This window comes from Lutibacter sp. Hel_I_33_5 (genome assembly GCF_007827455.1).
Taxonomy (GTDB): Bacteria; Bacteroidota; Bacteroidia; order Flavobacteriales; family Flavobacteriaceae; genus Polaribacter.
In genome coordinates this window covers 1,084,905-1,111,727 of the sequence record NZ_VISM01000001.1, presented here as the reverse complement: position 1 = coordinate 1,111,727, position 26,823 = coordinate 1,084,905, and the positions used below count along the sequence as shown (strand labels likewise).

Annotated in this window: 25 protein-coding genes and 5 tRNA genes; 22 read left to right on the top strand and 8 right to left on the bottom strand. The window is 31.0% G+C overall.

Annotated elements, in window-relative coordinates:
* Position 1: 1 nt before the first annotated feature.
* The 4 genes from OD91_RS04795 to OD91_RS04780 form a co-directional block, all read right to left on the bottom strand.
* Positions 2–889: a ParB/RepB/Spo0J family partition protein gene (locus OD91_RS04795; protein ID WP_144895250.1), complete on the bottom strand. Its 888-nt coding sequence runs from the start codon at positions 887–889 to the stop codon at positions 2–4.
* Positions 882–1,652, bottom strand: a complete 771-nt coding sequence (locus tag OD91_RS04790; RefSeq protein WP_144895249.1) for a ParA family protein — start codon at positions 1,650–1,652, stop codon at positions 882–884. Before OD91_RS04790 ends, OD91_RS04795 begins: the two co-directional genes overlap by 8 nt.
* Positions 1,653–1,808: 156 nt before the next feature.
* Entirely contained in the window at positions 1,809–3,269 is a 1,461-nt protein-coding gene (locus OD91_RS04785) for an aminoacyl-histidine dipeptidase (RefSeq protein ID WP_144895248.1), read from the bottom strand.
* A gap of 50 nt (positions 3,270–3,319) precedes the next feature.
* The gene (locus OD91_RS04780) at positions 3,320–3,952 is read right to left on the bottom strand and encodes an NAD(P)H-dependent oxidoreductase (protein ID WP_144895247.1); all 633 of its coding nucleotides are present in this window, start codon (positions 3,950–3,952) and stop codon (positions 3,320–3,322) included.
* 113 nt (positions 3,953–4,065) lie between these two features.
* Between OD91_RS04780 and OD91_RS04775 the strand changes: the two genes are divergently transcribed.
* Positions 4,066–5,343 carry a DUF2851 family protein gene (locus OD91_RS04775; protein WP_144895246.1) on the top strand — a complete coding sequence of 426 codons (1,278 nt, stop codon included), beginning with the start codon at positions 4,066–4,068 and terminating at the stop codon, positions 5,341–5,343.
* Here OD91_RS04775 and OD91_RS04770 read toward each other — a convergent pair.
* The 4 genes from OD91_RS04770 to uvrA form a co-directional block, all read right to left on the bottom strand.
* The gene (locus OD91_RS04770) at positions 5,340–7,793 is read right to left on the bottom strand and encodes a thiamine pyrophosphate-dependent enzyme (RefSeq protein ID WP_144895245.1); all 2,454 of its coding nucleotides are present in this window, start codon (positions 7,791–7,793) and stop codon (positions 5,340–5,342) included. The two genes, OD91_RS04775 and OD91_RS04770, sit on opposite strands and share 4 nt — an antisense overlap.
* Before the next feature lie 120 nt (positions 7,794–7,913).
* Positions 7,914–10,670 (bottom strand): M1 family metallopeptidase, encoded by a 2,757-nt coding sequence (locus tag OD91_RS04765; protein WP_144895244.1) that lies wholly within the window; start codon positions 10,668–10,670, stop codon positions 7,914–7,916.
* A 115-nt stretch (positions 10,671–10,785) separates the two neighbouring features.
* The gene (locus OD91_RS04760) at positions 10,786–11,496 is read right to left on the bottom strand and encodes a TIGR00730 family Rossman fold protein (RefSeq protein ID WP_144895243.1); all 711 of its coding nucleotides are present in this window, start codon (positions 11,494–11,496) and stop codon (positions 10,786–10,788) included.
* A gap of 53 nt (positions 11,497–11,549) precedes the next feature.
* Positions 11,550–14,372, bottom strand: a complete 2,823-nt coding sequence (gene uvrA, locus OD91_RS04755; protein ID WP_144895242.1) for an excinuclease ABC subunit UvrA — start codon at positions 14,370–14,372, stop codon at positions 11,550–11,552.
* Between the two features lie 112 nt (positions 14,373–14,484).
* Between uvrA and OD91_RS04750 the strand changes: the two genes are divergently transcribed.
* From OD91_RS04750 to rplL, 21 genes are all read left to right on the top strand, one after another.
* On the top strand, positions 14,485–14,712 hold the full coding sequence (locus tag OD91_RS04750; RefSeq protein ID WP_144895241.1) for a PspC domain-containing protein: 228 nt from the start codon (positions 14,485–14,487) through the stop codon (positions 14,710–14,712).
* 2 nt (positions 14,713–14,714) lie between these two features.
* Positions 14,715–15,713 carry a TrkA family potassium uptake protein gene (locus OD91_RS04745; RefSeq protein WP_144895240.1) on the top strand — a complete coding sequence of 333 codons (999 nt, stop codon included), beginning with the start codon at positions 14,715–14,717 and terminating at the stop codon, positions 15,711–15,713.
* The gene (locus OD91_RS04740; RefSeq protein WP_144895239.1) at positions 15,713–16,612 is read left to right on the top strand and encodes an SDR family oxidoreductase; all 900 of its coding nucleotides are present in this window, start codon (positions 15,713–15,715) and stop codon (positions 16,610–16,612) included. Before OD91_RS04745 ends, OD91_RS04740 begins: the two co-directional genes overlap by 1 nt.
* Positions 16,613–16,701: 89 nt before the next feature.
* Positions 16,702–18,333, top strand: coding sequence for a sodium:alanine symporter family protein (locus OD91_RS04735; protein WP_144895238.1), 1,632 nt, complete (start codon positions 16,702–16,704; stop codon positions 18,331–18,333).
* A 9-nt stretch (positions 18,334–18,342) separates the two neighbouring features.
* The gene (locus OD91_RS04730; protein WP_144895237.1) at positions 18,343–19,038 is read left to right on the top strand and encodes a helix-hairpin-helix domain-containing protein; all 696 of its coding nucleotides are present in this window, start codon (positions 18,343–18,345) and stop codon (positions 19,036–19,038) included.
* Between the two features lie 19 nt (positions 19,039–19,057).
* On the top strand, positions 19,058–20,224 hold the full coding sequence (locus tag OD91_RS04725) for an acyl-CoA dehydrogenase family protein (protein WP_144895236.1): 1,167 nt from the start codon (positions 19,058–19,060) through the stop codon (positions 20,222–20,224).
* Positions 20,225–20,366: 142 nt separating this feature from the next.
* Positions 20,367–20,564, top strand: a complete 198-nt coding sequence (rpsU, locus tag OD91_RS04720; protein ID WP_144895235.1) for a 30S ribosomal protein S21 — start codon at positions 20,367–20,369, stop codon at positions 20,562–20,564.
* Between the two features lie 97 nt (positions 20,565–20,661).
* Positions 20,662–21,552: a tyrosine-type recombinase/integrase gene (locus OD91_RS04715; RefSeq protein ID WP_144896927.1), complete on the top strand. Its 891-nt coding sequence runs from the start codon at positions 20,662–20,664 to the stop codon at positions 21,550–21,552.
* A gap of 4 nt (positions 21,553–21,556) precedes the next feature.
* The gene (locus OD91_RS04710; protein ID WP_144895234.1) at positions 21,557–21,865 is read left to right on the top strand and encodes an HPF/RaiA family ribosome-associated protein; all 309 of its coding nucleotides are present in this window, start codon (positions 21,557–21,559) and stop codon (positions 21,863–21,865) included.
* A gap of 97 nt (positions 21,866–21,962) precedes the next feature.
* Positions 21,963–22,036 (top strand) — tRNA-Thr (locus OD91_RS04705).
* A 43-nt stretch (positions 22,037–22,079) separates the two neighbouring features.
* Positions 22,080–22,161 (top strand) — tRNA-Tyr (locus OD91_RS04700).
* Positions 22,162–22,206: 45 nt separating this feature from the next.
* Positions 22,207–22,279, top strand: a tRNA-Gly gene (locus OD91_RS04695).
* 15 nt (positions 22,280–22,294) lie between these two features.
* A tRNA-Thr gene (locus OD91_RS04690) sits at positions 22,295–22,367 on the top strand.
* Positions 22,368–22,428: 61 nt separating this feature from the next.
* On the top strand, positions 22,429–23,616 hold the full coding sequence (gene tuf, locus OD91_RS04685; RefSeq protein ID WP_144895233.1) for an elongation factor Tu: 1,188 nt from the start codon (positions 22,429–22,431) through the stop codon (positions 23,614–23,616).
* 79 nt (positions 23,617–23,695) lie between these two features.
* Positions 23,696–23,768 (top strand) — tRNA-Trp (locus OD91_RS04680).
* 17 nt (positions 23,769–23,785) lie between these two features.
* Positions 23,786–23,974: a preprotein translocase subunit SecE gene (gene secE / locus OD91_RS04675; RefSeq protein WP_144895232.1), complete on the top strand. Its 189-nt coding sequence runs from the start codon at positions 23,786–23,788 to the stop codon at positions 23,972–23,974.
* Positions 23,975–23,986: 12 nt separating this feature from the next.
* On the top strand, positions 23,987–24,535 hold the full coding sequence (nusG, locus tag OD91_RS04670; RefSeq protein WP_144895231.1) for a transcription termination/antitermination protein NusG: 549 nt from the start codon (positions 23,987–23,989) through the stop codon (positions 24,533–24,535).
* A gap of 73 nt (positions 24,536–24,608) precedes the next feature.
* Positions 24,609–25,046 carry a 50S ribosomal protein L11 gene (rplK, locus tag OD91_RS04665; RefSeq protein ID WP_144895230.1) on the top strand — a complete coding sequence of 146 codons (438 nt, stop codon included), beginning with the start codon at positions 24,609–24,611 and terminating at the stop codon, positions 25,044–25,046.
* Positions 25,047–25,066: 20 nt separating this feature from the next.
* Positions 25,067–25,759, top strand: coding sequence for a 50S ribosomal protein L1 (gene rplA / locus OD91_RS04660; RefSeq protein WP_144895229.1), 693 nt, complete (start codon positions 25,067–25,069; stop codon positions 25,757–25,759).
* Between the two features lie 19 nt (positions 25,760–25,778).
* Positions 25,779–26,294: a 50S ribosomal protein L10 gene (rplJ, locus tag OD91_RS04655; RefSeq protein WP_144895228.1), complete on the top strand. Its 516-nt coding sequence runs from the start codon at positions 25,779–25,781 to the stop codon at positions 26,292–26,294.
* A 51-nt stretch (positions 26,295–26,345) separates the two neighbouring features.
* Positions 26,346–26,723, top strand: a complete 378-nt coding sequence (gene rplL / locus OD91_RS04650; RefSeq protein ID WP_144895227.1) for a 50S ribosomal protein L7/L12 — start codon at positions 26,346–26,348, stop codon at positions 26,721–26,723.
* Positions 26,724–26,823 lie beyond the last annotated feature (100 nt).

Below are 26,823 nucleotides of genomic sequence, written 5' to 3'. Positions count from 1 at the left end.
TTTATTTTAATAGATTTTTTATGCGTTTAAAATCTTCTTTAGAATGAAATGGAATTGTTATTTTTCCTTTCTCATTACTAGTAACACTAACGTCAATTTTATGCCCAAAGTATTCACTAATATCTTTTAAGCTTTCCTTAATATATTTTGGAAGCACTTTCTTTTTTTGAACTGTTGATTTTGTACCTTCTTTTAGATTTTTAACTAATTGCTCAGTTTGACGAACAGATAGTTTTTCTTTTAGCATCTTTTCATAGATAGAAAGTTGCTCGTCTTTATTTTCTATATTTATTAAAGCACGTCCATGACCCATAGAAATAAAACCATCTCGCATACCTGTTTGTATAATCGGATCAAGTTTTAATAAACGTAAATAATTGGTTACCGTAGATCTTTTTTTACCAACGCGAGTACTTAAATCTTCTTGTGTTAACTGAATTTCATTAATTAATCGTTGATATGAAAGTGCTACTTCTATTGGATCTAAATTTTTACGCTGTATGTTTTCAACCAATGCCATTTCAAGCATTTCTTGGTCGTTTGCAATTCTTATGTATGCTGGAACAGTTTTATTTCCAATTAATTTTGACGCTCTAAAACGACGTTCTCCAGAAACTAATTGGAATGTGTTTCCTTCTAGTTTTCTTACGGTTATTGGCTGAATAACTCCTAACTCTTTGATAGAACTTGCTAATTCTCGTAACGCTTCTTCGTTAAAATAAGTTCTTGGTTGATATGGATTTACTTCAATTAAATCTAGTTCAATTTCAATAATACTTCCAACAACTTTATCAGCATTTTTATCTGAAGCAGAAACGATATCTGAAGACTCTTTTAATAAGGCAGATAAACCTCTTCCTAAAGCTTGTTTTTTAGTTGCTCTAGCCATTCGCATTTTTCTTTAAAAGTTCGTTTGCCAAATTTAAGTAATTTACAGCACCTTTACTGGTTGCATCGTAAGCAATTATACTTTCACCATAACTTGGTGCTTCACCTAAACGCGTATTTCTTCTAATAATGGTGTCAAAAACCATAGTGCTAAAATGTTTTCTAACCTCATCTACTACTTGATTAGAAAGGCGTAATCGAGAATCGAACATGGTTAGCAATAAGCCTTCTATATCTAATTCTGGATTATGAATTTTTTGCACACTTTTAATCGTGTTTAATAGTTTTCCTAAACCTTCTAAAGCAAAATATTCACATTGGATTGGGATCATAACAGAATCTGCAGCAACCAAAGAATTTAATGTGATTAAACCCAATGACGGTGCACAATCTATTAGAATATAATCATAATCACTTTTAAGATTAATCAATGCTTTTTTAAGCATATATTCTCTTTCTGCTTTGTCAACTAATTCAATTTCAATAGCAACTAAATCAATATGTGCAGGAATAATATCAACATTTGGTGAAGTTGTTTTTTGAATAGCTTTTTTTGCTGAAATGGTATGTTCTAAGACTTGATAAGTCCCAAATTCAACACTTTCAACATCAATGCCTAAACCCGATGAAGCATTAGCTTGCGGATCTGCATCAATTAATAACACTTTTTTCTCTAAAACGCCTAACGAAGCAGCTAAATTAACTGTCGTAGTTGTCTTTCCAACACCACCTTTTTGATTTGCTATGGCAATAATTTTACCCATTAAATAAGCTATTTATATTCTAGTAAAATTACAATTTATTCTCTTTTTTTTAAAGTAAAGATGTTAACAAAGAATTAATTTTTTAAACCCCTGTTAAACAGTGAGGTAAAGTGTTGGTTTTGTTCTTTTTAAACAAAAATAAATTATATACTCTTTTTACTTTTTTGGTGTATTCTTTAGAATTTCTTGTAAGAATTTCCAGAATTTTTGAGTTGATGAAATTTGAGCTCTCTCATCTGGTGAGTGAGCACCCTTAATGTTGGGTCCAAAAGAAACCATATCCATGTTTGGATAATTCTGTCCTAAAATTCCACATTCTAATCCAGCATGACAGGCAGCTACATTTGGGTTTTCTTTAAATATGTCTTTGTAAATCTGTGTTACAGTTTTTAATATTTCTGAATTTACATTGGGTAACCAGCCTGGATAATGACCTGAAAAATCTACATTAAAACCTGCTAATTCAAAAACTGAACGTAAAGAATTTGCTAAATCTGTTTTATTTGTTTCTGATGAAGAACGTGTTAAACATCCAATTTTTATTGCTCCGTCTTTTACAATTACTCGTGCAATATTATTTGAAGTTTCCACTAGATTCTCAATATCAGGACTCATTCTGTATACGCCGTTTAATCCAGCATATATAGATTTTATCAATCCTTCTTGAACACTTAATTCCATTACATTTTTTGGTGATGTAATTTCTTTTATTTCAATTGAAAGATTGGGTTCTAATGTTGAAAACTCAGCTTTAATATTGTTAATAACTTCGTTGATTTTAGATAGAAAATAATCTTTAGAATCTGTGCTAGTTGCAATAGTTGCGAAACTTTCTCGTGGAATAGCGTTACGCAAACTACCACCATTTATTTCAGAAATACGTAAACCGAAATTAGAAAAACCATCAAACAAAATACGATTCATAATTTTGTTTGCATTACCTAAACCTTTAATAATATCCATTCCAGAATGACCTCCATTTAATCCTGTGACAGATATTGAATAACCAGTTGTATTTTTTGGAGTTTCTTCTAATGTATAATTTCTGGTAGCAGTAACATCAACACCGCCAGCACATCCCATACCAATTTCATCATCTTCTTCTGTGTCTAGGTTTAATAAAATGTCACCTTTTAAAATACCTCCTTCAAGACCCATTGCACCTGTCATTCCAGTTTCTTCATCAATCGTAAAAAGTGCTTCGATATTTGGATGCGGAATATCTGTTGAAGATAAAATCGACATAATAGCTGCAACTCCTAAGCCATTGTCAGCTCCTAAAGTTGTTCCTTCAGCTTTAACCCAATCACCATCAACAATCATTTTAATTCCTTCAGAATCAAAATCAAAAATAGTGTCTGAGTTTTTTTGATGCACCATGTCTAAATGACTTTGTAGTACAACTGTTTTTCTGTTTTCCATTCCAGAAGTTGCAGGTTTTGTAATAATCACATTTCCTACACTGTCTACAATAGTAGCTAGGTTAAGATTTTTGCCAAAATCAACCATAAATTGGATTACTCTTTCTTCCTTTTTTGAAGGTCTAGGAACCGCATTTAAATCAGCGAAATGATTCCATACAATTTTAGGTTCTTGATTTCTTACTTCTGTACTCATTGTTTTTGATTCTTTATTAGTATTTCAAAAATACTTTTTTAAAATGAAAATTAATTGATTTCAATAATTACTTCTTCAGTATTTCTACGGATTTTTTTCAAGTCTTTCATACTATCATCTTGAGCTCTAAATCCAACAGGTAAAACTAAAACTGATTTTAAATTATGCTTTTTTAATTCTAAAATTTCATCATATTTTTCAGGAATAAATCCTTCCATTGGACACGAATCTATTTTTTCTGAAGCACAGACAGTTAATAAGTTTCCTAAAGCCAAATACGCTTGATTTTTATTCCAAAGAAATAATTCTTCTTGTGTTTTTTTAGAAACATCATCTACTAAAAACTCTTTGTAAGGTTGTAAAATTGAGTCCGGCGTATTTCTAATTTTCTTAGTTAAATCAAAATATTTTTCAATATCATCTTTAGAATATATTTCTGGTATTGCAAATATTAAAATATGTGAAGCTTGAACAATTTGCTGCTGATTCCAAGAGTGTTCAACTAATTTTTGCTGAATGGCTTTATTGCTAGCAATAACCAACTTTACAGGTTGTAATCCATAAGAAGTCGCGGTTAAGTTAAATGCTTCTTTCAATGTGTTTATTTGATCTTCTGATAGCAACTTAGAATCATCAAATTTTTTAACTGCATAACGCCACTGCAAGCTTTCTATACTATTCATTTTTCAAAGTTTAACAATGCAAAAATACTTGATTAATTTTCAATTATTAATCTATTCGATTGTATATATCTATTAAATTATCAATTAATGTTGTAACTTTAAAATAAAAAAGCATGAAAGAGGAGTTTCTACATTATTTGTGGCTGCACAAACTATTTTCAAAAATTAATTTAGTTACTAAAAAAAATGAAAGGCTTGTTATAGTAAATTCAGGTTTGCATAATAAAAATTCTGGACCAGATTTTTTGAATGCACAACTTAAAATTGATAATCAAACTTGGGCAGGAAACGTTGAAATACATTTAAAATCATCGGATTGGTATTTGCATCGACATGAAATTGATGAAAATTACGATGCTGTTATTTTACATGTTGTCTGGGAACATGATGTGGATGTTTTTATGAAAAATAATAATCCAATTCCAACATTAGAATTGAAAAATTATGTAGATGATATTATTCTTGAAAATTATCAAAAATTATTTTCAAAAAAACAATGTTGGATTCCTTGTGAAAGAGAAATAAATAAGATTGATAGTTTTCTTTTTAAAAATTGGCTAGAGCGTTTATATTTTGAGAGATTGGAGAATAAATCACTATTCATTGAAATATTATTACAACAATCTAATAATGATTTTGACGCGGTTTTATTTCAATTATTGGCTAAGAATTTTGGATTAAAAGTTAATGGATCTGTTTTCTTGCAACTTTCTCAAAGTATTGATTTTTCTATTATAAGAAAAGAATGTTTTGATGAGGTAAAACTATCTGCTCTATTATTTGGTCAAGCAGGATTTTTAGAAGAAGAAATTAAAGATTTATATTATAGGAGCTTGAAAACCGAATACAAACATTTGAAGAATAAGTATGATTTAAAATCAATATCAAAAAATAACTTTCAGTTTTTTAGAATGCGACCTAATAATTTTCCAACAATTAGAATTGCTCAGTTGTCTGCATTGATGCATAAGCATCAAAATTTATTTTCTAAATTGATTGAAATTTCAAAGTTGGAAGATTTTTATAATCTATTTTCTATTGAAATAAATGATTTCTGGAAAACACATTATTCTTTCGAAACTTCCTCAAGAAAATTAGTTAAAAGATTAACTAAATCATTTATAGATTTACTATTGATTAATACAATTATACCTTTAAAATTCGTGTATTTAAAAAGTAGAGGAGGGGTAAAAGAACAAGATTTCTTGCATTTAATTCAACAAATAAAACCTGAGAAAAACAGTATTATTTCTAAGTTTTCTGAATTAAAAATTAAATCAAATAATGCTTTTGAAACACAATCATTATTAGAATTAAAAAATAATTATTGTAATAAAAAAAGATGTTTAGACTGTGTTGTTGGAAATAGTTTGTTGAGGTCTAATCCTTAATATAAACTTTTATACTTTTCGGGATTTACTTCATGCATCATTTCGTAAACCTTTTCGAAAATATCTTCTGCAGACGGTTTCGAGAAATAATCACCATCAGTACCATAAGCTGTTCTGTGTTCTTTAGCTGTTAAGGTTTGAGGCTTGCTGTCTAAAAATTGATACGCGTTTTGATTTTCAATAATTTCTTGTAATAAATAAGCTGAGGCTCCTCCAGGTAGATCTTCATCAACAATTAATAAACGGTTTGTTTTTTCAATAGAATTTACTACATCATGGTTTTTATCAAAAGGTAGTAAACTTTGTGCATCAATTAATTCAACTGTTATACCTACTTCTGCTAATTCTCTAGCAGCTTGATGTGCGATTTTTAAAGTTGATCCATAAGATAATAATGTAATATCTGTTCCTTCTTTTATTGTTTCTACAACACCAATTGGAGTTTTAAATTCGCCTAGATTTAAAGGTAGCTCTTCTTTTAAACGATATCCATTTAAGCATTCAATTACTAAAGCTGGATCGTCACTATGTAGTAATGTGTTATAGAAACCTGCGGCTTTAGTCATGTTTCTTGGAACCAAAACATGAATTCCTCTAACGTTATTAATAATTCCCCCCATAGGCGAACCTGCATGCCAAATTCCTTCAAGTCTATGACCACGAGTTCTAATAATTAAGGGTGCTTTTTGCTTACCAAAAGTTCTGTAACGTAACGTTGCTAAATCATCACTTATAATTTGCAAGGCATAGAGTAAATAATCTAAATACTGAATTTCTGCAATAGGTCTTAAACCTCGCATTGCCATTCCAATACCCTGCCCAATTATAGTTGCTTCTCTAATTCCGGTATCAAAAACTCTGTCTTCTCCAAACTTTTCTTGTAAACCTTCTAATCCTTGATTTACATCGCCAATAAAACCAGCATCTTCACCGAATATTAATACTTCTGGATATTTTTTTAATAATGCTTCAAAATTATCTCGCATTATAATTCTTGCATCAACAAAATTCTTTTGAGTGCTATAAACTGGAGCTTCTTTTTGAATATTTATTGTTGCTAATTCTGTTTCACTAGTTAAATGCGATGAATATTTTTGATATGCATCTTCAGTAAAAGAAGTGATATACTTTTGTAGGTGAGATTTTTCAACAAAAGTTTCATCTTTAATAAAACGTAAACTTTTTCTAGCCGCTACTAAAACATCTTTTCTAATTGGCTCTACAATTGCAGCCAGATCATCTTTTAGTTTGACAATAAAAGAACTATTACTGCTTTTTTGAGCAACTCTTTCTAGAATATTATTTAAGGTTAGTGCCTCATTTTTTATTTCGTCAGTAAAATCATTCCAAGCATTTCTTTTTGCAGCAACAACTTCTTTCTTAGCTTCTTTTTCTAAGTTGATTAATTCTTCTTCGGAATCTATAAAACGTAATATATTTCCTTCACTATCTTCTAGTTGAAAATCTAAGATCCATTCGCGCATTTTAACAACACAATCAAAGTCTTGTTCCCATTGTAAACGCTCTTTGTCTTTATATCGTTCATGAGATCCAGAAGTAGAATGTCCTTGTGGTTGTGTTAATTCTTTTACGTGAATTAAAACAGGAACATGTTCTTCTCGAGCTATTTGACCTGCTTTATTATAAACATCAATTAGTTGAACATAATCCCAACCATTGATGACAAATATCTCATAACCATTACTACCGTTTTCTCTTTGAAATCCTTTTAAAATTTCAGAAATACTTTCTTTAGTCGTTTGATGTTTTGCATGAACCGAAATTCCATACTCATCGTCCCAAACACTCATTACCATAGGTACTTGTAGAACACCAGCAGCATTTATAGTTTCAAAAAACACACCTTCACTAGTACTAGCATTTCCAATAGTTCCCCAAGCTACTTCATTTCCTTGATTAGAAAATTTAGTAAAGCCTTTTAGTTCATCTATATTTCTATAAGTTTTTGAAGCATGAGCTAAACCTAGTAAACGAGGCATTTGTGCTGCAGTTGGAGAAATGTCTGAAGATGAATTTTTTTGACTCGTTAAATCTTTCCAGTTTCCCTTATCATCGATAGAATGTGTTGCAAAATGACCACCCATTTGGCGGCCTGCAGACATTGGTTCTAACTCTAGGTTTGTATGTGCATATAAACCAGCAAAAAACTGTTTAGCAGTAAGTTCTCCGATGGCCATCATAAAAGTTTGGTCTCTATAATAACCAGAACGAAAGTCACCATTTTTAAAAGCTTTAGCCATGGCAAGTTGTGGAACTTCTTTTCCGCCACCAAAAATACCAAACTTGGCTTTACCTGTAAGAACTTCTCTACGACCAAGAATACTACATTCTCTACTGATTCGGGCAATTTTGTAATCGTTTAAAACTTCGCTTTTAAAATCTTTAAATGATAATTGCTCTTTTGTTTCAGTAGCTGTTTTTGTAGTCATATTTCGCTAAGATATTTTGGTTTTACAAAGATAGGTTTTTTAGATGAAAACATGAAATATATTTTTTTTATTACGAATATCGTAATAAAACAATGAAATTACTTTATTTTAATATGGAATTTATAAAAAACCTCTACGAACAAAATTATAAATTGCACTTAAGTTTGCAGTAAAAACAAAACGAATATTCTTTGAGTAGTTAGGTTGATTTATCTCCCAACCATTTGTAGAATAGATAGGAAAGTAGAATTCAAGAATATTGGGTACAAAGTTAAATCTAACTCCATTTTCATAGCCTAAAAATACTTTATCTCCTCTGTTTTTAAGAAAAGCTAGGTCGTTATAAATTTCAAGCCATTTCCAAATTCCTATACTAGAGTTAAATGAAATCATATATTCATTTGCAAACCGAGTTGGTAAAATAGATTTAAACCCACCTTCTGCTAAAATAAATTGCTGACTAAAAATTCCTGAGTTTTCAGATCGTCCAAAATAGTTTAATTGAAATAAATAATCATTAGCTCTATCTAAACCAAAACTAAAATAATCTCCAGAAGTTGAATTATTTAAAAATGTACCTGCAAAAATTCTAAACTCAGATCTTGTGTTTAAAGATGTTTGTTTACGATATCTAATTTCTCCAATTAATTTTGAGAAATCACTAGCAAATTCTGTGGTAACTCTAAATCTTAACCCATTAATAATATCTGGTCTATTATATGTGTATTTTAAATTAAAAATACTGTAAGCGTCTTGCTCAGTTTTAAGAGTGCCAACAGGTACTTCTTTATTGATATTTATTAACCCTGCTGATAAAAAACTACTTCCAACGTCACGAAGGCTTTTTCTTCTAAACTGAACAGTGATTCCTTGATTAAATGTATTGTAAGCTAAGTCAGGAGCGTAGTGCAGATTACTTCCGCCAATTCCGTAGACAATTCTGTAGATGCTAGAGTCTTCAAAATATTGACTATATCTTGTGTGAAAACTACCAGTTATAGACTTGCTTTTTATTCCATAAGAAGGTGTAATTGTGAATTCAAAGTTTCGGTCTATAATAGGCTTGTTATGCAGTTTTGCCCCTATAATTAATCCATCATAATAATTGTATTTAATGTCTGGTTCATAATACAATTGTGTGTAATAAGGGTCTTCTATATCTTTAAAAAACTTTAATTGGAGTGGTTTGTTAAAAATTCTTTTTTTAAGACTTTTCCAATTGTTTAGATTATTGTATTCTGGGTAAATATTTTCGTAATTTAATGACAGCCTATCAAAACCGTTTTTAGGAACTTTAATTGTTTTTGTACTATCAACTCCAGTAATCCATTTTTTAAATTTTATTTTTTTGTCTTTAATGCCATACAATGCAACTGGTGCTGTAATGTTACGTTTGTTTTTAATGACTATTACAATACTATCGTTTTTCACATCAGCAGTTGCAATCTTATAATCAATTTTTTTATTAGTTGTTATATAATCTCCAAAAAACCAACTTAAATCCTTGTCAGTTTTAGAGGTAAGTATTTTTTCGAAACTCTTACTGGAAGAAATTTTTAATTTATTTTTTTGATAATATTCTTTAAATGATTCTTGTAAAACACCACCTTCAATAAACCCTTTAATGTATCGTAATCCTAAGCCAGATTTATATCTGTTAATTATTTTTCTGTTAAAATTGGATAAAGAATCTGCGCTTGTTGTTAAAGATTGATCGAAAAATTTTCTTGCACTAAATTGATATATAAAAGGGTATTTGTCGTTAAAATTCAATTTAGCGAAATTAAAAGCTCTAATTCCCCAAAAGTTAGAAATTTTACCGAGTAGTTTAACTTCTGGGTAAAATTTTTGAGTATATTCCATTAGTAAATATGTTTGCAAACCATCTACCAGCCAATAATCTTTTCGCTTATTAACTAATAAAGTGTTTTCAATATATTTTTTTGAAATTGCTTTAAACATGGTTAAGTCCCATTTAAAAACTTCAGAAAACGGACTTAAAGCTTTTGGTAATTTATTGATACCTAAAATTGGATCTTTTCGTTGCGTTATTTTATCAATAAAAATGTCTTGATGTGGATATTTGCCTAAATATTCTTCTATAAATGATAAACCTCTTTGCAAGACTTCTGTTGCTAATTTGTTTTGAATGTTATCAGGAAGAACATCAGTTTTAATGGTTATTTGTTTTGTTTTAAAATCTTTAAATTTTGCATTTTTATTTATGTCTAATATGATGTCAGTTTTATTTTTTCCTAATAAATAATAAATATCTTTTTCCTTTTTTATCTCTTTTAAGTTGCTTTCTAAAAAGTAATTTTGAGGTATGCGAAATTCAATATCATAATTTGTAGCTTCTTGATACAAATCATTCATATTTAGATTACTCATTAAGTGCCATTTCTTGTTGTGAACAGCCGGAATTAAATGCCAAAATCGCAAATGATAATTGTTAGTTGATGACTTTCCGTAACCAGTAAATTTTGCATCAGGGATTTTAACGTTATACGATGTATTTATGGTAATGCTATCTCCCGATTTTAAAGGTTTTGTTAACTGTATTTCTATAATATCGGATTGACCATAGACTTCTTTGTATAATACTGTTTTATAATCAACACTTAAATTAATGATTTTAGAATAACCTCTTTCCTCTTCCTTAGAGAAATAAAAAGACTTGTTATAATCATCTATAAGTCTTTTTGATAATAGAGTTTCTCTGTCTTTATAACTATTAGCCCAATTATGTAAATATATTTTAGTTAATGTGCTATCGGAATTATTATAAAAAATAATTTTTTGTAAAATATCTACAACGTCTTTTTCAGTTTTTAAACTTGCTTTTATACTAATTGTGTTTTGCTGTGCAACTATCATAATAGATGCTTGCAGAAACGCAATAATTATGAGTATATTTTTTTTCAAGGACAGCTTATAAATTAACAAGAAATATATTTTCTAATTAGACACAAATAGTGAACGTAAAGTTTGTTTAGAAATTTGGTTTTAATTGATATTTAGCGTAGAATTTATTGAAATGTTCTACAGCTTCTTCAGCAGTATCTACAACTCTAAATAATTTTAAATCTCCTTCGCTAATATTGCCTTCCTCTAAAAGTGTGTTTTTTATCCAATCTAATAAACCTGCCCAGAATTTTTTACCAACTAAAACAATTGGAAAACGACCAATTTTATTTGTTTGTATTAAAGTGATTGCTTCAAATAATTCATCCATTGTTCCAAAACCACCAGGCATTACAACAAAACCTTGTGAGTATTTTACAAACATAACTTTTCTAACAAAAAAGTAGTCAAAATCTAAACTTTTTCCTGAATCAATCCATGGGTTGTCATGCTGCTCGAATGGTAATTCGATATTTAATCCAACCGAAGTTCCTTTTCCTCTATTGGCTCCTTTATTACCAGCCTCCATAATTCCAGGACCACCACCAGTAATAACGCCAAAACCATTTTGAGTTAATTGATAAGCAACTTCTTCTGCTAATTTATAATACGGATTGTCTGGTTTTGTTCTTGCAGATCCGAAGATAGAAACACAAGGCCCAATCTTACTTAAACGTTCATATCCATCAACAAATTCAGCCATAATTTTAAAAATCGCCCAAGAATCATTTGTTTTGATTTCATTCCAGGTTTTTGGCTGTAATTTTTCTTTTATCTTTCTGTCATCATTTGGATTCATATCTCTTGTATTTTATTTCTGATTTAATAATCTGCTAGATTTTTAGCAAACGACTAAGTTAACTCTTTTTTCAAAAACTTTGCAGTATAACTAGTTTTGTGTTTTATAATTTGTTCTGGTGTTCCTTTACATAAAATTTCTCCACCTTTTTTTCCACCTTCCATACCAACATCAATAATGTAATCAGCTAATTTTACAACATCTAAATTATGTTCAATAATTAAAACGGTATTTCCTTTATCAGCTAATTTATTTAATACATTCATTAATACTCTGATGTCTTCGAAATGTAGTCCAGTTGTAGGTTCATCTAGAATATAAAAAGTATTTCCAGTGTCTCTTTTAGAAAGCTCTGAAGCTAGTTTTATTCGCTGTGCTTCACCACCAGAAAGTGTAGTTGATTGTTGCCCAAGTGTAATGTATCCAAGACCAACATCTTTAATTGTTTTTAATTTTCTGTGGATTTTCGGAATACTTTCAAAGAAGTTTGTAGCATCTTCAATGGTCATATTTAAAACGTCAGAAATCGATTTTCCTTTATATCTAATTTCTAAAGTTTCTCTATTAAAACGTTTTCCTTGGCAAGTTTCACATTCTACATGTACGTCTGGTAAAAAGTTCATTTCAATCACTCTAACACCACCACCTTGACAAGTCTCACAACGACCACCTTTTACGTTAAATGAAAATCTTCCTGGTTTATAACCACGAATTGCCGCTTCTGGAGTTTTTGCAAATAAACTTCTAATTTCAGAAAAAGTACCTGTATACGTTGCTGGATTAGAGCGAGGAGTTCTACCAATAGGAGATTGATCTATATCAATAACTTTATCTACATTATCCAAACCTGTAATTTTTTTATAAGGCATAGGTTTTTTCACTCCCCTATAAATATGTTTGTTTAAAATCGGATATAATGTCTCATTAATTAATGTTGATTTTCCGCTACCAGAAACTCCAGTAACACAAATCATTTTTCCTAACGGGAATTCAACCGAAACATTTTTTAAATTGTTACCTGTTGCTCCTGAAAGTTTAATGGTTTTCCCATTTCCTTTTCTACGCTTTTTAGGAATTTCAATTTCTTTTCTTCCTGTTAAATAATCCGCAGTTAGTGTGTTTTGTGATTTTAATTCTTCATAAGTTCCAGCGCTTACAATTTCTCCTCCATATTTTCCTGCTCCAGGACCAATATCAAACACAAAATCGGCATGTTCCATCATGTCTTTATCATGCTCAACAACTATAATGGAATTACCAACATCTCTTAATTTAACTAAAGAATCAATCAATTTTTGATTGTCTCGTTGATGTAAACCAATACTTGGTTCATCTAAAATATATAGTACACCCACTAATTGTGAGCCAATTTGTGTTGCCAAACGAATCCGTTGTGCTTCACCACCAGAAAGTGATTTGGATGTTCTATCTAAGGTTAAATAGTCTAAGCCAACATCTAGTAAAAACTGAATTCTAGTTCTAATTTCTTTTAAAATTTCGGTAGCAATTGTTTTTTGTTTTTCTGATAAATCTTGATCAATATTCTGAAACCAACTAGCTAATTCAGTAATATCCATTTGTGATAAATCGCTAATATTTTTATCGGTAATTTTAAAGTGAAGCGCTTCTTTTTTTAATCTTTTTCCGCCGCAGGTAGAGCAAGAAACTTCATCCATAAAACCTTTTGCCCAACGTTTTATTGATGTGCTTTCTGCGTTTTTGTATTGACTTTCTATAAAAGAAATAATACCTTCAAAATCAATTTCATAATTTCTTGTTACACCAACAGCCTTAGATTCAATTTTAAATTTTTCATTTCCTCCATGAAGAATAATTTCCATGGCTTCTTTTGAGATTTTATTGATAGGATCTGTCAATTTAAATTTATAACGCTCTGCAATGTTTTGTAGTTGTTTAAAGATCCAACTACTTTTTTGTTCGCCCAAAGGAACAATTCCACCATTTTTAATTGAAATGCTAGAATCTGGAATTACTTTTTGTTGATTTATTTCATTGGTAATTCCTAATCCGTTGCAATTATTACATGCGCCTTTTGGTGAGTTAAAAGAAAATGTATTTGGTTCTGGATTTGGATACGCAATTCCAGATGTTGGACACATTAATTCTCTACTAAAATAACGTGGTTTTTCATCATCAACATCAATCACCATTAAAATATTATTACCAGAATATAATGCAGTTTTTATGGTTTCTTCTAAACGTTTCTCTGCAGATTCATTTACTACTAATCGATCGATTACAACTTCTATATCATGCGTTTTATACCTGTCTAAACGCATTCCTTTCACAATTTCTTTAATTTCTCCATCTACACGAACACGAACAAAACCTTGTTTAGAAATTTGTTCAAAAAGCTCTCGATAATGTCCTTTTCTAGATTTAATTAAAGGTGCTAAAACGGCAATTCGTTTATCAGCAAAATCTTTTAAAATTAACTGTCTGATTTGTTCATCAGAATAACTTACCATTTTCTCGTCAGTATTGTACGAATATGCATCAGCAGCTCTGGAAAAAAGTAGTCTTAAAAAATCATAGATTTCTGTAATGGTTCCTACAGTAGATCGTGGACTTTTATTTGTGGTTTTTTGCTCGATAGAAATTACGGGTGATAAACCATCAATTTTGTCAACATCAGGTCTTTCTAATCCACCCAAAAACTGACGAGCATAAGCTGAAAATGTTTCTATATAGCGTCTTTGTCCTTCTGCGTAAATAGTGTCAAACGCTAAAGAAGATTTTCCACTTCCACTTAATCCAGTAATAACAACTAGTTTTTCACGCGGAATTTTAACATCAATATTTTTTAAATTATGAGCTCTTGCGCCGTAAACTTGTAAGTATTCCTGGTCTTTCAAAAAATATGGATTTTATGGAAAAACGCAAAGTTACCAATTTGAATTGAGTTTTGGTTTATATGTTAATAACAAATCCGTTGAAAATAGTATCTTGCGATTAAAATTTTAGGTAATGAAATTTATCCATTCTGTACGGCATTTTTTTGAGCGACATGGCTTTGCTGTTTCGTCAAGATTTGCTGATAGATTAGGTATGAGAGCAACTAATGTTCGGTTGTTTTTTATTTATATTTCGTTTGTAACAGTAGGTTTGTCTTTCGGATTTTATTTAACCTTGGCTTTTTTATTGCGATTAAAAGATATGATTTACACCAAAAGAAGTTCGGTTTTTGATTTGTAACTATGAATATTTTAAAATCTAAACTATACAAAACATTATTCCTGTTATTTTTCATCCTCACAATCGGGGTTTGTGGTTATATGTATTTGTCTGGAGATACGTTTGTGAATTCATTATATATGACTGTAATTACTATAACAACAGTTGGTTTTGGTGAAATTCATCCTTTAAGTCCGGAAGAAAAAATATTCACTATTTTCTTAATTTTAACAAGTATTTCTATCTTCGGATATACAATTTCGTCTTTTACAGAATACATTGTAAGTGGTCAATTAATTAAACAACTTAAACTACAAAGAGTGCAAAAAACAATCGAAAAATTAGAAGGTCATACCATTGTTTGTGGTTATGGAAGAAACGGTAAACAAGCTATTTTGAAATTAAAAAATTATCAAAAAGATTTTGTTATAGTTGAAAAAAATAAGGAATTGATTGAGAATTTAGAGGAAAACAAAGTTTTACATATTGATGGTGATGCAACTACAGATGAAGCTTTGTTAAGAGCTGGAATACTTAAAGCAGAAAATTTAATAACAGCATTACCTTCTGATGCAGATAACTTGTTTGTGGTTTTAACCGCAAAACAGCTAAATCCGAATTGTAAAATTATCAGTAGAGCATCTAAAGAAACATCGTATAATAAATTGAAAATTGCTGGGGCAAATAATGTAATTATGCCCGATAAGTTAGGTGGCGCGCACATGGCTTCATTAGTTGCTACGCCAGACATAATTGAGTTTGTAGATCAACTTACAATTTCTGGAGAAACTACCACTAATTTAGAAGAGATTGATGTTAATAATTTGCCAGAAAAATATTTAGGTAAAACAATTTTAGACTTAGATTTACGTAAAAAAACTGGATGTACAGTTATTGGTTTTAAGAATGCTGAAAACGAATATATTATTAATCCAGAAGCATCGGTAAAATTAGTAAAAGATTCTAATTTAATTGTCTTGGGTAGGCCAGAGCAAATCACAAAATTAAGAGAAGTATTTTAATGAAGAAAGTTGTAATCACAGGGAGTAATGGTTTGTTAGGTCAAACTTTATTGAGGTTATTATCAGAAGAAAAAGAAGAGTATCAAGTAATCGGTTTTTCTAGAGGTGAAAACAGAAGTGGGAGAGAAGATTTTAATTATGTTTCTGTTGATATTACTGTTGAAAAAGAACTAAGAAAACAGTTAAGTAAATACAACCCTGATGTTATTATAAATACTGCTGCAATGACGCATGTAGATGTTTGTGAAGATGATAAAGATGGATGTGATTTGCTGAATGTAGAAGTTGTTAAGTATTTAAAAGAATACTCAGAAAAAAATAATACACATTTAATTCATATTTCTACAGACTTTATTTTTGATGGGAAAAAAGGGTATTATAAAGAAACTGATGAGCCAAACCCGTTAAGTTATTATGGGTTGTCAAAATTAAAATCAGAAGAAATTTTAACGAATTCAACCATTGACTATACAATTCTTAGAACTATTTTAGTGTATGGGAAAGTATTTGATATGAGTAGATCCAATATTGTTTTATGGGTAAGAGAAATGCTTTCTAAAGGAAAAGAAATTACTATAGTTGATGATCAATTTAGGACGCCAACGTATGTTGAAGATTTGGCTATAGCTTGTAAAATGGCAATCGATCAAAATACTACTGGAATTTTTAATGTTTCTTCAAATGAATTGTTGAGTATTTTTGAAATTGCTCAACAAATTGCAGATTCTTTTAGTTTAGATAAAAGCTTAATTAAACCAATTTCTACAAGTACTTTAAATCAAACTGCTCCAAGACCTGCAAAAACTGGATTTGATTTGTCAAAAACGAATTCTATTTTAGGGTTTCATCCAAAATCTTTCAAAGAAGATTTAGAAAGATTTAAACAAACATTAATGTAAATGTTAATTTTAACGACAAAAAGTTGTCATAAGTGCAATTTTTTATGATATTGCAAGCTACAATTTAAATAAAACTAACTAATTATATTATGAAGAAAAAACTTCTTTCATTGCTTTTGTTAGCAATGCCTATGTTTTCATTTGCACAAGAAAAAGGAATAGATCAAAGAATCGATGAAGCTTTTAAGCCGATATCAGATTTCTTTAGCAGTGTGATTTTCTTTCCTATTTATAAAAGTGAAAGTGTAGAGATTCCGTTTGTGCTTCTTCTCTTAGTTGCAAGTGCTGCGTTTTTTACTATTTATTTTAAATTTCCAAACATCTTTCATTTTAAGACAGCAATTAATGTCGTTAGAGGTAAATATGATGAAATAGATGAAGGTCATGGTGTTGATGAAGCGTATGGTGATAATACTCCAGGTGGTGATATTAAAGAAACAATAAAAGATGAAAGCGCTGAAGGAGAAGTTACACATTTCCAAGCATTAGCAACTGCTGTTTCAGGTACGGTTGGTAATGGAAATATTGCAGGTGTTGCTTTAGCAATTGCATTAGGTGGTCCAGGAGCTACATTTTGGATGGTAGTTTGTGGATTTTTAGGAATGTCAACAAAATTTGTAGAGTGTACATTGGGAGTTCAATATCGAGATGTAGGAGAAGATGGAACAGTGTATGGTGGACCAATGTACTATATAAGTAAAGGATTAAAAGAACGCGGTTTTGAAATGTTAGGTAAAATTGCTGCAGTTTTCTTTGCAATCTTTTGTATTGGTGGATCGTTTGGTGGTGGTAACGCTGCTCAGTCAAATCAAGCAACTGTAGTTTTAAAAGAATTATTAGGTTTAGAAAGTACAGCTGCAGGAGCAATTATTGGAATTGTGTTAGCTATTTTAGTTGGTGTTATTATTATTGGAGGAATTAAAAGAATTGCTCAGGTAACTGAAAAAGTAGTTCCATTTATGGCAGGATTATATGTGTTAGCATGTTTATATATTTTAGGAGCTAACTTTTCATTAATTGACGATGCATTTTCTTTAATATTTAGAGAAGCTTTTAATCCAACAGCTATTGGAGTTGGAGGATTTATTGGTGTGTTATTAGTAGGATTTAAAAGAGCTGCATTTTCAAATGAAGCAGGAGCGGGTTCTGCTTCAATTGCGCATTCAGCAGTAAAAACAAAATATTCAGCTTCAGAAGGTTTAGTAGCATTGTTAGAGCCATTTATTGATACAGTTGTAATCTGTACAATGACAGCTTTAGTAATAATTATCTTTAACTTTGGAGGAGATGCTTCAGGAGCATCAATTTTTCAATATGGAGGAGACGGAGCAGGAGCTGTAATAATTGATGGTGTTTCTTATGAAGGAGCAGGAATTACTTCAAAAGCATTTGCGGCCTATATTCCTTTTTCTAATGTTTTCTTAACGATAGCAGTTGTGTTATTTGCGGTTTCTACAATGATTTCTTGGTCTTATTACGGTTTGCAATCTTGGAAGTATTTATTCGGTAGAGGTAAAAAAGCAGATCTAACTTACAAATTATTATTTTTATTATTTGTGGTTATTGGTGCGGCAGCAAGTATGAAATCTATTTGGGACTTCTCTGATGCAATGATATTTGCAATGGTATTCCCTAATATGGTTGGTTTGTATTTCTTGTTCCCAGTAGTTAAGAAACAATTGAAAAGATATACAGATGCAATAAAAGAAGCGAAAGCATAAAAAAATAAAATGAACTTATTTAAATCCCATTTCTGGTATACTAAGCGCCAAAGAAATGGGATTTTCTTTTTACTGTTGTTAATTATTGTCCTGCAATTAATATATGTATATGTCGATTTTTCTACTGATGATTTAGAAGGTGTAAATCAACCTGAATTAATTGCTTTTCAGAAACAAATAGACAGTTTAAAAATAATTGAATTAGAGAAAAGAAAGCCAAAAATCTATCCTTTTAACCCTAATTACATTACCGATTTTAAAGGATATCAATTAGGAATGTCTACTGAGGAAATAGATAAGCTTCATGCTTTTAGAAATACTAATAAATTTATCAACTCTAAAAACCAATTTCAACGAGTTACTAAAGTTTCGGATAGTTTACTTTCTGTTATTTCTCCATATTTTAAATTTCCAGATTGGGTTATAAAAAGGAATCTGGAGAAAAAGAATACTAAAGAAAATTTCATTTCGAATTTTAAAGAAAAAAAAAATACCAAAAAAGGCGAAATTGTTAAGTTAAATATTAATACGTCAACATTTAAAGAAGTGTTAAAAATCCCTGAAATAGATTATGAACTTTGTAGGAAAATTTTTGACTATAGAGATGAAGTTGCAGAACTTCAAGATATTTCTGAATTAAAGAAAATCGACGGCTTTCCATTAGAAAAATATGAGAGAATAATCTTATATTTGGAAGCTAAATAAACAAACAACAGAATAGCTAATGAACAGTATGTATTTTACTGAAGAACACGAGTCTTTTCGTGAAAGTTTTAAAGAGTTCTTGAAAAAAGAAGTTGTTCCGCATATAGATAAATGGGAAGAAACCGGTACGATTGATCGTTTTATTTGGAAGAAGTTTGGTGAGATGGGTTATTTTGGATTGAATTATCCAGAACAATATGGTGGATTAAACCTAGATCTTTTTTACACTGTTATCTTTTTAGAGGAATTGCAGAAAATTAATTCTGGTGGATTTGCAGCGGCTATGTGGGCGCATGTTTATTTGGCAATGACACACCTTAATAAAGAAGGTGATGATTTTATTAAAAACAAATATTTAGCACCAAGTATTGAGGGTGATAAAATTGGTTGTTTGGCAATAACAGAGCCGTTTTGTGGATCTGATGTAGCTGGTATTAGAACTACAGCAGTAAAAAAAGGAGATGTTTATATATTAAATGGTGCGAAGACTTTCATAACAAATGGAGTTCTTTCTGATTATTTGGTTGTTGCAGCTAAAACAAATCCAGAAGATAAATATAAAGGAATAAGTATTTTTGTAGTTGATAGAGATACTAAAGGAGTATCTGCAACAAAGCTAGATAAGTTGGGTTGGAGAGCGTCAGATACTGGAGAAATTGCTTTTGATAATGTAGAGGTGCCTCTTGAGAATTTAATGGGTGATGAAGGAAAAGGATTTCCATATATTATGCAGCATTTTGCTTTAGAACGTTTAGTGATGGGAGTAAATGCACATGCAAGGGCAGATTATGCTGTAGAGTATGCACTTGCTTATATGAAAGAGCGTGTTGCATTTGGAAAGTCGCTAGAGAATTTTCAAGTTTTAAGACATAAAATTGCTGAAATGGCAAGTAGAGTAGATATGTGTAGAGAATACAATTACTCAATTGCAAAGCGTTTAAATGATGGTCAATATGTTGTAAAGGAAGCTAGTATGTCAAAACTATTGTCAACAAAAATGGCAGACGAGGTTATTTATGATGCATTGCAGCTTTTAGGAGGTTACGGTTATATGGAAGATTATCCAATGGCAAGATTACTTCGAGATAGTCGATTGGGGCCAATTGGCGGAGGTACTTCTGAAATCTTAAAAGAGATTATCGCAAAAATTGTGATTGATAGAAAAGAATACAAGCCAGTTACATAGACTTTTTAGGTCGATTAAATAATTCAAAATTACTAATTGTTAATTCATAATAACTTTCTATCTTTGCAGTCCGAAAAATAAACCAATAGTTTTTTAAACTATATAAAATATAAAGAGACTGTATGAAAGGAGGTGCCAACATATGTTAATCATTCCAGTAAAAGAAGGAGAGAATATCGATAGAGCCTTAAAGAGATTTAAACGAAAGTTTGATCGTACTAAGACAATGAAGAATTTGCGTAACAGAAAGCATTTTACAAAGCCATCTGTAGAAAAAAGAGCGCAAAGAATTAAAGCGTCTTACGTTCAGAGATTAAGAACTCAAGAAGAAGTAGGTTAGAAATAACGTATTATAAAATATAAATCTCGTATTGAATTTTCAATACGAGATTTTTTTATGCCTAAAGTTTTGTAAATTTACTAGCAACAAAAACCACATTTTGATACACTCTTTTTTAGAATATTTAGAATTCGAGAAAAAATATTCAATTCATACAATTACTGCCTATAAAAAGGATTTGAATTCTTTTAGAGATTTTTGTGAATTAGAGTATGGAGAAAATGATATTTCAACAGTACATTATAATCAAATTAGAAATTGGATTGTTAACTTAGTTAATGAGCAAATATCAAATAGAACTATAAATAGGAAGGTGAGTTCTTTAAAGTCTTTTTATAAGTTCTTACAAAAGGTAAAAAAAATTGAAATTAATCCGCTAGCAAAGCATAAAGCTTTAAAAGTAGAACAAAAAATACAGGTACCTTTTTCCTTAAAAGAAATAAACGCAGTTTTAGATGATATAAATAATGAGACTGACTTTATTAGCCTTAGAAATAAATCGATTGTAGCGCTTTTTTATTCAACAGGAATTCGAAGAATTGAACTTATTAATATAAAGGAGAGAGATATTAACTTTTCAGATAATACTATTAAAGTATTAGGAAAGAGAAATAAGGAGCGTTTTGTACCTTTATTAAAATCTGTAGAAGAAACATTAAAAGTTTATATTAAAGGAAAAAAAGAAATATTTCCAGAATCTAGCGATTTATTTATCACCGAAAAAGGAAATAAAATTTATGAAACTCTTGTGTATAGAGTAATAAATTCTTACTTTAGTAAAGTTTCCTCTAAGGTAAAAAAGAGTCCCCACATTCTAAGGCATTCTTTTGCAACTCATTTACTAAACGAAGGAGCGGATTTAAACTCGGTTAAAGAATTACTAGGACATTCAAGTTTAGCCTCTACCCAAGTCTATACTCATAATAGTTTAGATAAGATAAAGAAAGTGTATAATCAATCGCATCCTAGAAGCGGAAATAAAAAGTAGATTTATGAAAGTGTATACCCAATCAGTTAATTTTAATGCAGACAAAGAACTAATTAGTTTTATTGATGATAAAGTTGGAAGCTTAATAAAGTTTCATGATAAGATAGTAGATTCGGAAGTATTTTTAAAAGTGCAGCATACAAGTGATAAAGAAAATAAAATAACTGAAATAAAAATAAATATTCCAGGAAGTGAATTAATAGTGAAAAAACTTACAAAATCTTTTGAAGAAGGTGTGAGTTTAGGGGTAGAGTCATTAAAAAGACAGCTAAAAAAATCTAAACAAAAACAAAGAGAAACATTAGTATTGTAAAAAGTTAAAAAAAATAATTCTAAAAAGTTTTACAATAAAGAAAAACTTTATACATTTGCAATCCGTTAGAAATAGCGGGTTGTTTTTTATTATAAAAGCCGATGTAGCTCAGCTGGCTAGAGCAGCTGATTTGTAATCAGCAGGTCGTGGGTTCGAGTCCCTCCATCGGCTCAATAACAACAGAATGTTAGTTCATTAAAATAATTAAAATTGAGGGGAGATACTCAAGCGGCCAACGAGGACGGACTGTAACTCCGTTGACTACGTCTTCGCAGGTTCGAATCCTGCTCTCCCCACATATTTTAATATGAAAATCTAAGTTGATTTTTTAATTTAGAAAAGCGAGAGTAGCTCAGTTGGTAGAGCGTCAGCCTTCCAAGCTGAATGTCGCCGGTTCGAACCCGGTCTCTCGCTCAAAAATCCAATAAGGCCGATGTAGCTCAGTTGGTAGAGCGCATCCTTGGTAGGGATGAGGTCACGGGTTCAAATCCCGTCATTGGCTCAAATAAATACGTATTATTAGACACTAAATATATTTAAACTAAGAATTAAAATTAATAATTATGGCAAAAGGAACTTTTGACCGTTCGAAACCACACTTGAACATTGGTACTATCGGACACGTAGATCACGGTAAAACAACTTTAACTGCGGCTATTACTAAAGTATTAGCTGATGCAGGTTTCTCTGAAGCTAGATCTTTTGATCAGATTGATAATGCACCAGAAGAAAAAGAAAGAGGTATTACAATTAATACTTCACACGTAGAATATCAAACAGCTAATCGTCATTACGCTCACGTTGACTGTCCAGGTCACGCGGATTACGTAAAGAACATGGTAACAGGTGCTGCTCAAATGGACGGTGCTATTTTAGTAGTTGCTGCAACAGATGGTCCAATGCCTCAAACTAGAGAGCATATCTTATTAGGACGTCAGGTTGGTATTCCTAGAATGGTTGTATTCATGAATAAAGTGGATATGGTTGATGATGAAGAATTAATCGAATTAGTAGACATGGAAGTAAGAGAATTACTTTCTTTCTATGAATATGATGGAGATAATGGTCCTGTAGTTGCTGGTTCAGCACTTGGAGCGTTAAATGGTGAGAAAAAATGGGTAGATACAGTTTTAGAATTAATGGAAGCTGTTGATGCATGGATTGAAGAGCCATTAAGAGAGGTTGATAAAGACTTCTTAATGCCAATTGAAGATGTATTCTCTATTACTGGTCGTGGTACTGTTGCTACTGGTAGAATTGAAACAGGTATCGCTAATACAGGTGATGCAGTAGATATTATTGGTATGGGTGCTGAGAAATTAGCTTCTACAATTACTGGTATCGAAATGTTCCGTCAAATCTTAGATAGAGGTGAAGCTGGAGATAATGCAGGTATCTTATTAAGAGGTATTGAAAAAACTCAGATTTCAAGAGGTATGGTAATCTGTAAGCCAGGTTCTGTAACACCACATGCTAAGTTTAAAGCTGAGGTTTATGTACTTAAGAAAGAAGAAGGTGGACGTCACACTCCATTCCATAACAATTACCGTCCACAGTTTTACGTACGTACAACTGATGTAACAGGAAACATTGGGTTACCTGATGGAGTTGAAATGGTTATGCCAGGAGATAACTTAACAATTACTGTTGAATTAATTCAACCAATTGCATTAAACTTAGGTTTACGTTTTGCTATCCGTGAAGGTGGTAGAACAGTAGGTGCAGGTCAAGTAACTGAAATTTTAGACTAATTTATTAGTCAATAAATAAAAGTTTAATTATCAAGGTGTCCCGATTTTATCGGGACGCCTTTATGAATAAAATAAGGATACGGGTTTAGCTCAGTTGGTAGAGCACTAGTCTCCAAAACTAGGTGTCGGGAGTTCGAGCCTCTCAACCCGTGCAAAACAGAATAGAAAGATGAACTTTATACAATATATCAAAGATTCTTTTGAAGAGTTAAATAACCACATGACGTGGATATCTAAAGAGGAAGCACAAAAGACTACAGTTACTGTAGCGGTGTTTACTATTTTATTTGCTGTAGCAGTCGCTGCAATAGATAAGGTTTTTCAAACAGGATTAGATAACTTTTTCAAATTATTTTAAACAAGTAGAACTATGACTGATTCAGTAATGAAGTGGTATGTTGTAAGAGCAATTGGAGGACAAGAAAATAAAGTTCAATCTTATATTGAAACTGAAATTTCTCGTTTAGGTCTTTCAGACTATGTTAGTCAGGTTTTAGTACCAAAAGAAAAAGTAGTTCAGATTAGAAACGGAAAGAAAGTAAATAAAGAACGCGTTTATTTTCCTGGTTATATAATGGTAGAAGCAAATCTATCTGGAGAAGTTCCTCACGTTATAAAATCAATTACAGGAGTTATTGGTTTTTTAGGGGAAACAAAAGGGGGAGAGCCAGTACCAATGCGTAGATCTGAAGTTAATAGGATGCTTGGTAAAGTTGATGAACTTTCTGTACAAGATGAAAATATTGCAATACCTTATACAGTAGGTGAAACTGTAAAAGTTGTAGATGGACCATTTAATGGTTTTGACGGAACAATAGAAAAAGTAAATGAAGAGAAGCGTAAACTTGAAGTAATGGTTAAGATTTTCGGAAGAAAAACCCCATTAGAATTAAGTTATATGCAAGTAGATAAGATATAATTGTTACACAAATATATACCGGTGTTTTTTAAAGCTTCCAATTTTAAAATTCATCACTAAACATTTATTAGAAATGGCAAAAGAAATTAGCAAAGTAGTTAAATTACAAGTAAGGGGAGGCGCAGCGAATCCATCGCCGCCGGTTGGACCCGCTTTAGGTGCTGCTGGTGTTAACATTATGGAGTTCTGTAAGCAGTTTAATGCTAGAACTCAAGACAAACCAGGTAAAGTTTTACCAGTTGTTATTAATGTGTATAAAGACAAATCTTTTGATTTTGTTGTAAAAACACCTCCAGCGGCAGTACAATTACTGGAAGCGGCCAAAGTAAAAAAAGGTTCAGGAGAGCCAAACAGAAAGAAAGTAGCATCTGTTACTTGGGATCAAATTAAAGTAATTGCAGAAGACAAAATGGTAGATTTAAATGCCTTTAAAGTTGAATCAGCAATGAAAATGATCGCAGGTACTGCACGTTCTATGGGATTAACCGTAAAAGGTAATGCACCAGCATAAACTTTATAAAAAATAGTAAAATGGCAAGATTAACAAAAAAGCAAAAAGAAGCATACGCAAAAGTAGACGCTAATCAGTCTTACGATGTAAGTTCTGCTTCCGCTTTAATCAAAGAGATTACTACTGTAAAGTTTGATGCATCTGTAGATTTAGCAATACGTTTAGGAGTAGATCCTCGTAAGGCAAATCAAATGGTACGTGGTGTGGTAACACTACCACATGGTACTGGTAAAGATGTAAAAGTGCTTGCATTAGTAACACCAGATAAAGAAGCTGAAGCAGAAGCTGCAGGAGCTGATTATGTTGGTTTAGATGAATACCTTCAGAAAATTAAAGGAGGTTGGACAGATGTAGACGTTATTATTACCATGCCAAGTGTAATGGGTAAATTAGGTCCTTTAGGTAGAGTTTTAGGTCCTAGAGGTTTAATGCCAAACCCAAAAACAGGTACGGTAACAATGGATGTTGCAAAAGCTGTAAAAGATGTAAAAGCTGGTAAAATTGACTTTAAAGTTGATAAAACTGGTATTGTACATGCAGCTATAGGTAAAGCTTCGTTTGATGCTGATAAAATTGCAGATAATGCAAATGAATTATTACAAACGATATTAAAATTAAAGCCAACAGCTTCAAAAGGAAATTATATTAAAAGCATTTTTATGTCTTCTACTATGAGTCCTAGTGTTGCTATTGATGTAAAAGCATTTTCATAAGGCAGTTAAATAGTAAATTATGACTAGAGAAGAGAAATCACAAGTAATAGAAGATTTAACAGCAAAGTTAGCAGATACTAGTATTGTCTATTTAACAGATATTTCTGGATTAGATGCTGCAACTACATCAAACTTACGTAGAGCTTGTTTTAAAGCAAACGTAGAATTGGCTGTTGTTAAAAACACATTGCTTTCGAAAGCAATGGAAGCTTCAGATAAAGAATTTGGAGAATTACAAGATGTTTTAAAAGGAAATACTTCTTTAATGATTTCTGAAACTGGTAATGGACCAGCGAAAGTAATTAAAGAGTTCAGAAAAAAATCAGACAAACCTTTATTAAAAGGAGCATATGTAGAAGAGTCTGTTTATGTTGGCGATGACCAATTAGACACACTTGTAAACATTAAGTCTAAAGAAGAACTTATTGGAGATATTATTACCTTATTACAATCACCTGCTAAAAATGTTATTTCAGCATTACAGTCTGGTGGTCAAACACTTTCTGGAATTGTAAAAACTTTATCAGAAAGATAATAAAGCACACTAAATAAACTAAATAATAAAAGAATTTTTAAAACAATTAAAATGGCAGATTTAAAAGATTTCGCAGAGCAATTAGTTAACTTAACAGTAAAAGAAGTTAATGATTTAGCTACTATCTTAAAAGATGAGTATGGTATTGAGCCAGCAGCAGCAGCTGTAGCAGTAGCAGGTCCAGCAGCAGGTGGAGCTGATGGTGGAGCTGATGAGCAAACTGAATTTGATGTAATCTTAAAAGCAGCAGGTGGTTCTAAATTAGCTGTTGTAAAATTAGTTAAAGAATTAACTGGTTTAGGATTAAAAGAAGCTAAAGGTATCGTAGATAGCGCACCAGCAGCAGTAAAAGAAGGTGTAACTAAAGATGAGGCAGAAGGTCTTAAAAAATCTTTAGAAGAAGCTGGAGCAGAAGTAGAGCTTAAGTAAGCTACAACTCCCGTTTTTATTTACACACGGGAAAACAATAAAGGTTTAGGTACTAAAAACGTTAGTTTTTAGACCTAGACCATTTTGTGTATATATTCGT